The sequence below is a fragment of the Rugamonas sp. genome, assembly GCF_025354735.1.
GTDB lineage: Bacteria > Pseudomonadota > Gammaproteobacteria > Burkholderiales > Burkholderiaceae_D > Rugamonas.
The window spans coordinates 1-8505 of sequence record NZ_JANXMI010000317.1; the positions used below are offsets into that span (position 1 = coordinate 1).

Genomic DNA, 8505 nt, shown 5'->3' on the forward strand with positions numbered 1-8505 from the left:
CTGCGGCCCAGGCTGCGGCGGCGGCCGCCGTGCACTAAGGGCGCGGACAGCCCGCCCGGCCCAGCCACTCCAACGCGGGCAAGCCAGGCAGCACGCCCGGCGTCACCGCGCCGTCCGCCCGGCGGCCGCTCACGCCACGGCGCTGAACGCCGCCGCCGTCTCTTGCCCCATGGTGGCCGGCCGCCGTCCCGCGAACGCCAGCATATCGGCCGGCAGCACCGGCCGCGAAATGTGGTAGCCCTGCAGATAATGGCAACCCATCTGTTCCAGTATCCGCGCCTGCCCGGCCGTCTCCACGCCCTCGGCCACCAGCTGCAAGCCCAGGCTGTGCCCCATGGCGATGATGGCGTGCACCAGGCTGTTGCTGCGTTCGCTGTGCTCGATGTCCATCACGAAGGCGCGGTCTATCTTCAGCGTGTTGAGCTGGAAGTGCGTCAGATAGCTGAGCGAGGAATAGCCGGTGCCGAAGTCGTCCAGCGAAATGCTCACGCCGAGCGCGCGCAACTGCGCCAGCACCGCGTGCACGTTGGCGCCGTCGTCGATCAGCACGCGCTCGGTCAGCTCCAGTTCCAGCTGGTGCGCGGCCAGGCCGTTGACGGCCAGCGCCTCGGCCACCAGCGCCACGAAACCGGGATCGGCCAGCTGCCAGGCCGACACGTTGATGCTGATGATGATCTCGCCGAGCGCGCCCTGCTTCCACTGCGCCACCTGGCGGCAGGCCTCGCGCAGCACCCAGGTGCCGATGGCGTTGATCATGCCGCTGTCCTCGGCCACGGGAATGAAGCGGTCCGGCGCCACCGGCCCGAGTTTTTCGCTGGTCCAGCGCAGCAGCGCCTCGACCTTTTTCAGCTGGCCGGTGTGGGCGTCGGTGATGGCCTGGTAGACCAGGTGGAATTCGTCGCCGGCGATGGCCTGGCGCAGCGCGCCGTCGATCACCAGCGCGTCGGTGGCGGCCGCGTTCATGGCGTCGTTGAAGACGCGCAGCTCGCTGCGGCCGGCCTTCTTCGCTTCGTACATGGCGATGTCGGCGTGGCGTATCAGCGTCTCCGGATCGGCGCCGTGCTGCGGATAGCAGGCCACGCCGATGCTGGCCGAGACGCCGATGGCGTGGTGCGACAGGTCGAACGATTGCGCCATCACCGACAGGATGCGCTGGCCGCGCTCGCGCGCCGCCGCCTCGCAGGCGTCCGGCGCCAGGTCGGGCAGCAGCACGATGAATTCGTCGCCGCCGAAGCGGGCCAGCACGTCGCCCTCGCCGAGCTGGCGGCACAGGCGGTCGGCCACCTTGCGCAGCAAATCGTCGCCGGCGGCGTGGCCGAAGGAATCGTTGACGCGCTTGAACTTGTCGAGGTCGACGAACAGCACGGCGCAGCGGCGGCCGTCGGCGGCGCGCTGCGCCACCAGCTGGGCCAGCTGCTGCGTGAGCGCGTGGCGGTTGGCGTAGCCGGTCACGGGGTCGACGCGGGCCGCGCGCAGCAGTTCGGCGTCCTTGGCCTTGCGCGCGCTGATGTCGAGCAGCTGTATCATGCAATAGAGCTGGCCGCGCTCGGTGTACGGGGAACCGAGCATTTCGACCGGCAGCAGCTGGCCGTCGCGCAGCTTGAAGACGGTCTCGTCCGTCATCGGATAGACGGTGGCGGGCGCGGCGAAACGGGCGAAATAATCGTCGGCGCTGCGGCGCGACAGGCCGGGCAGCAGCTCGCAGACGTGGCGGCCCAGCAGCTCGGAAGCGGCGCCGAAGCCGAGCAGCTGGGCGCAGCGGTCGTTGGCGACGTGGATGTAGCCGGCGCGGTCGCGTATCAAAAAGCCGTCGCTGAGGGAGTCGATGGTGCGGCCGTAGCGCTGCGCGATTTCGTGCAGCACGGCGTAGATCAGGCCCAGCACGGACACCGACTTGAGCACCGTGGCGCATAAAAACCAGTACAGATAGGCTTGCGGCACCAGCCCCGCCACGCCGCCGAGGGTGAAGCAGCCGCGCAACATCATGCTCGCGCCCAGCAGGCGGTAGCGGTGGGCGCCGTGGGCCAGGGTCCAGCCCGACCAGAACAGGATGGGGCCCAGCACCAGGGCGCTGAGCGGCAGCGCGACGGCCGGGTCGGCCTCCAGCGCCACCAGCAGCAGCGCGCCGGCCAGCGCGGCCCACGCCAGCAAAGTGCGGCGGCCGCCGCCATCCTTGCCGATGAAGTAGCGGGTGCCATACCAGTAGCCGGCCACGCCGCAACTGAGCAGCACGGCGCACAGGATGCCGCGCAGCGTCGCGCCCAGGAAGTCCGATGGCATGAACCAGAACGCGGTGGCGGCCATGATGGACAGCTGGCCCAGGCCCCAGAACAGGGCGTGGCGTTCCTTGCGCTGCATCCTCCACAGGAAAATCAGGATGGCGCTCAGGATGGCGTCGGCCATGACGGAGAGGTAGGCGTACTGGTTGGCATCGGTACTCATGGTGCCATTGTATGCGCAACGGCGGCCGCGGCCCATGTCGCCGTTGCCTGTCGGCACACAACAACAGCCGCGTCCGCCGGGCGGCGGACGCGCATAGCCAAACGCAGGGAAACTGGGCATACTGACTCTCCGGCGCTGCCGGCTTCGCCCCCCGTCTGAACGCCATTTGCGGAGCATGTCATGAGAGCGACCCTGATACGGATACTGATACCGATACCGGCTTGGGTGCACGGTCTGCCGCCGCGCCATGCGCGCTAGGATCTCCGTGGCGGCGCCGCTGGTCTGGCTGCGGCGCTCGGCCGGCACCGGCATGGGGCGCCGCTTCGCGCTGCTGATCGTGCTGTTCAGCTCCATCGTCACGCTGCTGGCGACGGCGCTGCAGCTGAGCCTGGAATACGAGCGCGACGTCGACGCCATCGGCGCCCAGCTGCAACAGGTGCGCGTCAGCTACGGCGACAGCCTGGCCGCCAGCCTGTGGAACACCAGCATGAGCGACCTCGACCTGCAATTGCAGGGCATCATGCGCCTGCCCGATCTGCAATCGATCGCCGTCGTCGACGAGCAGGGCGCGCCGGTGACCGGGGCCGGCGCCGCGCGCGCGCGCGACGTGCTGGAGCTGAGCTTTCCGCTTAGCTATGTGCACCGCGGCGGCGCCCTCGTCATCGGCCGGGTCCACCTGCAGGCGAGCCTGACGGGCGCCTACCGCCGCCTGCGCGACAAGGTGGTGACGATCTTGATCGCGCAGACCGTCAAGACCTTCCTGGTGTCGCTGTTCATCCTGGTGCTGTTCCAGCTGATGGTGGGCCGCCACCTGAAAAAAATCGCCGCCTATTCCGACCGGCTGGCGGCCGGCCAGCTCGACGCGCCGCTGCGGCTCGACCGCGTCGCCGCCAGGGTCAACGAGCGCGACGAACTGGCCCACATGGTGGCGGCGCTCAACGCGATGCACCAGCGCGTCAACAGCACCGTCGTCGGCTTGCAGGAAAGCGAATCGCGCTGGAAGTTCGCGCTCGAAGGGGCCGGCGACGGCGTCTGGGATTACGACGTCGGCAGCGACGAAGTGTTTTATTCGCGGCGCTGGAAGGCCATGCTCGGCTACGAAGACCACGAACTGGCCAACCACCTGAGCACCTTCGAGCGCCTGGCCCATCCCGACGACATGCGCCACACCATGCGCGTGCTGCAAGAGAATATCGAAGGGCGCGCCGTCAACTTCACCAGCGAGCACCGCATGCGCTGCAAGGATGGCGGCTGGAAGTGGATCAGCTCGCGCGGCATGGTGGTGGAACGGGATGAACACGGCCACGCCACGCGCATCATCGGCACCCATGCCGACATCAGCACGCGCCGCGCCGCCGAGGATGAGATGGCGCGCCTGCTGGCGCAAACGGAGCAGGCCCGCGCCGCGCTGCGCGAGGCCAACGACACCATGGAGTCGCAGGTGCGCGAACGCACGGCGCAGCTGGAACGGGCCAACAAGGAGCTGGAGGCGTTTTCGTATTCGGTGTCGCACGACCTGCGCAGCCCGCTGCGCGGCATCGACGGCTGGAGCCTGGCGCTGCAGGAGGATTACGGCGCCCTGCTCGACGCCCAGGGACAGCAGTATCTGAACCGGGTGCGCGGCGAAACCCAGCGCATGGGCCACCTGATCGACGGCATGCTGGAATTCTCGCGCCTGGGCCGCGCCGAGATGGCGCTGCGCCCCTTCGACCTGTCGGCGCTGGCGCAGACGGTGGCCGCGCGCGTGCGCGACGCCAACCGCGAACGGCTCATCGAATTTCACATCGGCGCCGGCCTGCAAGCCTACGGCGACGAGCCCTTGCTCGAAGCGGTGCTGCATAATCTGCTGGAAAACGCCGCCAAGTTCAGCGCCCAGCGCACGCCCGCGCGGATCGAGTTCGGCCGCGCCGACATGCTGGAACCGGACAGCAAGCGGCGCGTGTCGGCCCTGTTCGTGCGCGACAACGGCGCCGGCTTCGACATGCAGCACGCGTCCAAGCTGTTCGGCGTGTTCCAGCGCCTGCACAAGAGCAGCGAGTTTCCCGGCACCGGCATCGGCCTGGCGACGGTGCAGCGCATCGTCCAGCGGCACGGCGGCGCGATCTGGGCCGACGCCGCGCCGGAGCGGGGCGCGACGTTTTACTTCACCCTCAAGGAGCGTGCATGAACGCCAAAGTGATCCTGCTGATCGAAGACAACGCGAGCGACATCGCGCTGACCGAGCGCGCGCTCTCGCGCAACCACATCACCAACGCGCTGGTGGTGGCGCAGGACGGCCAGGAGGGACTCGATTACCTGTTCGGCGGCGGCGCCCACGCCGGCCGCGACGCCGCCGTGCAGCCGGTGCTGATCCTGCTCGACCTCAAGCTGCCGCGGGTCGACGGCCTGGAAGTGCTGCGGCGGATCCGCGCCGACGCCCGCACCCGCCGCATCCCGGTGGTGATCCTGACGTCGTCGCGCGAAGAGCAGGATATCGCCGCCGGCTACGACCTGGGCGTGAACAGCTATATCCGCAAACCGGTCGACTTCAACCAGTTTTCCGAAACCATACGCCAGCTGGGGCTATACTGGCTGGTGATTAACGAGGCGCCATGACGACGATGACTGCCCTTTCCGTCCTGCTGGTGGAGGACTCCGACAGCGACGCGGAGCTGATTTTGCGCGGCCTGAAAAAAGCCGACTTCGAGGTCCGCTGCGAGCGCGTGGAAACGGCGGCCGAAATGGCGCGCGCGCTGGCCGACCCGCGGCGCCAGTGGGACATCGTCATCTCCGACTACAACCTGCCCGGCTTCAGCGCCAGCGCCGCGCTGGCGCAGATGCGGGCGGCCGGCGTCGACCTGCCGTTCATCGTCGTGTCCAACAATATCGGCGAGGAGACGGCGGTGTCGCTGATGCGCGCCGGCGCCCACGACTATGTCATGAAGGGCAATCTGGCGCGGCTGGCGCCGGCCGTCAAGCGCGAAATCACCGAGGCCGCGCAGCGCCGCCTGCACCGCGCGTCGGCGCAGGCGCTGCGCGACAGCGAGGAGCGCTGGAATTTCGCGCTCGAAGGCGCCGGCTACGGCGTCTGGGACTGGGACATCGCCAGCGGCACGGTGGTGTTTTCGGCCTGCTGGAAAGCCATCCACGGCTACGAGGACGGCGACGTGCCGGCCACCGTCGAGGGGCGCGACAGCCTGATCCACCCGGACGACCGCGAACGCGTGCAGGCCGCGCTGCGGGCCTATTTTTCCGGCTCGATGGCGCGCTACTCCAACGAATACCGGGCCCGCAGCCGCGACGGCAGCTGGAAGTGGGTGCTCGACAACGGCATGATAGTCAGCCGCGACGCCGACGGCCGGCCGCTGCGCATGATCTGCACCCACGCCGACTTGTCCGAGCGCAAGCGCGCCGAGGAGGCGCTGCGCGAATTGAACGAGCAGCTGGAAAACCGGGTCGAGGAGCGCACCCGCGAACTGCGCCAGGCCATGGCGCAGATCATCGAGTCGGAGAAGCTGGCCTCGCTCGGCGTGCTGGTGGCGGGCGTGTCGCACGAACTGAACACGCCGATCGGCAACATGGTGCTGGCGGCCACCGCCCTGCTCGACAAGCTCAACGAACTGACCGCCAGCGCCGGCCACAACGCGCTGACGCGCTCCGGCCTGCAGCAGGCGCTGGCCGAGTGCCAGGGCGCCAGCGAAATCATCGCCCGCAACGGCTACCGCGCCAGCGACTTGATCGAAAGCTTCAAGCGCGTGTCGGTCGACCAGACCAGCCAGCGGCGGCGCCGTTTCGACCTGCGCTGCACGGTGCAGGACAGCCTGACGGCGCTGGGCGCGGTGACGCGCCGCGCCAAGGCCCGCGTCGACCTGCAAATCCCCAGCGGCATCGTGATGGACAGCTATCCCGGCCACCTGGAACAAATCATCAACAACGTCATCATGAATTCGATCACGCACGGCTTCGACGGCCGCGGCGAGGGCAATATCGTGATCGCCGCCAGCTGCGACGGCGACATGGTGGAACTGGTCTACCGCGACGACGGCCGCGGCATCGCGCCGGAACTGCAGCACAAGGTGTTCGAGCCGTTTTACACGACCAAGCTGGGCCAGGGCGGCTCCGGCCTCGGCCTGTCCATCGTGCACAATCTGGTGCAGGCCATCTTCAAGGGCCAGCTGCGGCTGGAAAGCGCGCCCGACCAGGGCGTGCGGCTGGTGTTCTCCTTCCCGGCGCTGACGCCGCACGCGGCCGGCGACGCCCACGAGCCGCCGCTGCCCTCCTGCGGCTAAGAGCGTTCAGACCGGCTTGGGATTGAGCTCGGGGAAGCCGGCCTGGTGCCAATAGGGATAGGCCGGCGTGACGGCGCTGGCGGCGTCGAGCGCGGCGACCTGCCCGACGCTCAAGTTCCAGCCGACCGCCCCCAGGTTCTGCCGCAATTGCTCCTCGTTGCGGGCGCCGATGACGACGGTGGCCACCGTCGGCCGCTGCAACAGCCAGTTCAGCGCGATCTGCGCCATCGTCTTGCCGGTCTCGGCGGCGATGACGTCGAGCGCATCGATCACCCGGAACAATAATTCATCGGCCACCGGCGGCCCCTGTTCGGCGGTCTTGTGCAAACGGCTCTGGGCCGGCAGCGGCTGGCCGCGCCGGATTTTCCCCGTCAGCCGGCCCCAGCCCAGCGGGCTCCAGACCACGGCGCCCACGCCCTGGTCTATACCCAGCGGCATTAACTCCGATTCATAATCGCGGCCGATCAGCGAATAATAAGCCTGGTGCGCGATATAACGCGAATAACCGTAACGGTCGGCCACTGCCAGCGATTTCATCAAATGCCAGCCCGAATAATTCGATACGCCGACGTAGCGGATTTTACCGGCGCGCACCAGGTCGTCGAGCGTCGATAATACTTCCTGCGCCGGCGTGTGGGCGTCGAAGCCGTGCAGCTGGAACAGGTCGATATAATCGGTGCCCAGCCGCGTCAATGCGGCGTCGCAAGCCTTGATTAAATGGTGGCGCGATGAACCGGCCGCATTCGGATCATCGCCGCTGCGGAAAGTCGCCTTGGTTGAAATCAGCACGCTGTCGCGCCGGCCTTTAATGGCCGCGCCCAATACCGATTCGGCGACGCCGCCGGAATAAACATCGGCGCTGTCGAACATGGTTAATCCCGCGTCCAGGCAGATATCGACCAGGCGCCGCGCCTCATCGACATCCGTTTGTCCCCAGGCGCCGAAAAAATCACCCTTGCCGCCGAAAGTACCGGTGCCGAAACTCAATACCGGGACTTTAAAACCCGATGCTCCAAGAAAACGATGTTCCATATTTCACCTCTCAGAAAGAAGATAAAGCCGTACGCAGGTCCGCCCTGCCGTGCGGCGCGGACATTCAATATACCAGTGTCTTCATTTCCGTGCCGCGGCCATGGCGATAGCGTATCTTACGCGCTGAAGAATCATCCTCCTCATGTCAAACCATGCCAAAAATTGGCTTCTAAAAACTAAATTTTGGCATATCGACATGAGCGCCGGTGCCGCCGTTTCGCTCTGTGAACGAGACTGTCCCCTGCTGACGTAAGCGCCGCCAAAGGACAACTGGATATTCACGCCCCGCCTATCAGCAGCCAGCTTATCAAGCTGAAGAAAAGGAGAAGGCATAAGGAAACGGCAGTGGCGCGGAATTGACTTCAATAAAAAATCTTATTCCCCTCGCTGCGCTTACGGAATTTTAATGAATGGCCATTGGGCATATTATTCGCGGTAAGATCGCTAAGATTTTTCCGCGGCCCGGCTTTTATTGAAATGCGAGATAAATGGAAAGTTGTTGCCGCGACGTGTAGCAGCGGCCAACCATTGTCGCGTCATTGCGGCGGCGTCATCACAATGGATGATATTGCGGCGGTGGATATTAATGACAATTGCGGCGTGGACCACCGAAAGTCACCGAATTACACTTTTAAAAACTTTTCCAGCAAGATGGCGATGAAACTCGATGTCGAATGCGCGCACGGAAAACTTGTGTATTATCCGCCCCTGGCGGCGCAGCTGTATGAGACGGCAAACTCAACCGGGGTCAGACACAGTTTCG

The 8505-nt window shown here is 66.4% G+C and carries 6 protein-coding genes; 4 read left to right on the top strand and 2 right to left on the bottom strand.

What is annotated here, in order from left to right; all coding sequences use genetic code 11:
- Positions 1-129: 129 nt before the first annotated feature.
- On the bottom strand, positions 130-2442 hold the full coding sequence (locus tag Q0S71_RS26555) for an EAL domain-containing protein (protein WP_296002524.1): 2313 nt from the start codon (positions 2440-2442) through the stop codon (positions 130-132).
- Between the two features lie 247 nt (positions 2443-2689).
- Between Q0S71_RS26555 and Q0S71_RS26560 the strand changes: the two genes are divergently transcribed.
- From Q0S71_RS26560 to Q0S71_RS26570, 3 genes are read left to right on the top strand one after another with little or no spacing between them, the layout of a single operon-like run.
- Positions 2690-4609 carry a PAS domain-containing protein gene (locus Q0S71_RS26560; RefSeq protein WP_296002527.1) on the top strand — a complete coding sequence of 640 codons (1920 nt, stop codon included), beginning with the start codon at positions 2690-2692 and terminating at the stop codon, positions 4607-4609.
- Positions 4606-5037 (top strand): response regulator, encoded by a 432-nt coding sequence (locus Q0S71_RS26565; RefSeq protein WP_296002530.1) that lies wholly within the window; start codon positions 4606-4608, stop codon positions 5035-5037. Before Q0S71_RS26560 ends, Q0S71_RS26565 begins: the two co-directional genes overlap by 4 nt.
- Positions 5034-6710 (top strand): ATP-binding protein, encoded by a 1677-nt coding sequence (locus Q0S71_RS26570; RefSeq protein WP_296002533.1) that lies wholly within the window; start codon positions 5034-5036, stop codon positions 6708-6710. The genes Q0S71_RS26565 and Q0S71_RS26570 overlap by 4 nt, the downstream gene beginning before the upstream one ends.
- A gap of 6 nt (positions 6711-6716) precedes the next feature.
- On the opposite strand, the gene Q0S71_RS26575 is transcribed toward Q0S71_RS26570, so the two are convergent.
- On the bottom strand, positions 6717-7742 hold the full coding sequence (locus tag Q0S71_RS26575) for an aldo/keto reductase (protein ID WP_296002535.1): 1026 nt from the start codon (positions 7740-7742) through the stop codon (positions 6717-6719).
- 417 nt (positions 7743-8159) lie between these two features.
- Here Q0S71_RS26575 and Q0S71_RS26580 point away from each other — a divergent pair.
- The coding region (locus tag Q0S71_RS26580) for a hypothetical protein (RefSeq protein WP_296002538.1) at positions 8160-8505 on the top strand (346 nt) is incomplete at its 3' end.

Excerpts from the sequence above, each read along its gene's own strand:
- Q0S71_RS26570 (WP_296002533.1), top strand. The coding sequence starts at position 5,034 with ATGACGACGATGACTGCCCTTTCCGTCCTGCTGGTGGAGGACTCCGAC.
- Q0S71_RS26565 (WP_296002530.1), top strand. The coding sequence starts at position 4,606 with ATGAACGCCAAAGTGATCCTGCTGATCGAAGACAACGCGAGCGACATC.
- Q0S71_RS26575 (WP_296002535.1), bottom strand. The coding sequence starts at position 7,742 with ATGGAACATCGTTTTCTTGGAGCATCGGGTTTTAAAGTCCCGGTATTG.
- Q0S71_RS26560 (WP_296002527.1), top strand. The coding sequence starts at position 2,690 with ATGCGCGCTAGGATCTCCGTGGCGGCGCCGCTGGTCTGGCTGCGGCGC.
- Q0S71_RS26555 (WP_296002524.1), bottom strand. The coding sequence starts at position 2,442 with ATGAGTACCGATGCCAACCAGTACGCCTACCTCTCCGTCATGGCCGAC.